Annotated in this window: 1 protein-coding gene; it reads right to left on the bottom strand. The window is 31.8% G+C overall.

The window, feature by feature from the left end; all coding sequences use genetic code 11:
* Window positions 1–4: 4 nt before the first annotated feature.
* Window positions 5–277 carry an HU family DNA-binding protein gene (locus LOK41_RS28405; RefSeq protein ID WP_241819437.1) on the bottom strand — a complete coding sequence of 91 codons (273 nt, stop codon included), beginning with the start codon at window positions 275–277 and terminating at the stop codon, window positions 5–7.
* Window positions 278–613: the final 336 nt, after the last annotated feature.

Raw genomic sequence — 613 nt, 5'->3', positions numbered from 1 at the left:
TTCTTTACTTTACAGCCTCTTTTAAGTTTTTCCCCGCTTTAAATCCAGGTACTTTTCCACCTAGAATATGCATTTCTTCCCCCGTTTGAGGATTACGTCCTGTACGTGCTGAACGTTCACGCACTTCAAATGTACCGAATCCAATTAATTGTACCGAATCTCCTTTTGCTAGAGTTTGTGTAATTTGATCGAGGATAGCCTGTACAGATGTAGTTGCATCTTTTTTTGACAGGGATGTTTTCGCTGATACTTGGTTAATTAGTTCTGTTTTATTCATGATAAACCTCCATATGATACGCTATGTTTAAGTTATTATAGTGCGTTTTTTGAGAAAGAGCAAACAAGTTAAAAAAGAACATAAATAATTTCACATACCGTAATAAATATAAAAATTTAAAACCTAAAAAAATAGTATACATTTTCAAGTACATTAAAGGCTGTTTCCTCTCACCTTATCATTTTGAGAATTTTGTACGTTTAGACACACTTTTGACACAAATGCATGTATTGGTTGTACGCTAAGAATATTTATTTTGGATAAAGATTTAGAGTTTATGGTGCATATTTTCTTATTTTTGTATGCTACGATAGGTATAAATGAGATTCATATAAA

It is taken from the genome of Bacillus sp. TL12 (assembly GCF_022625245.1).
Taxonomy (GTDB): domain Bacteria; phylum Bacillota; class Bacilli; order Bacillales; family Bacillaceae_G; genus Bacillus_A.
The sequence above is the reverse complement of the archived record's forward strand: the minus strand, read 5'-3'. Positions and strand labels throughout refer to the sequence as shown.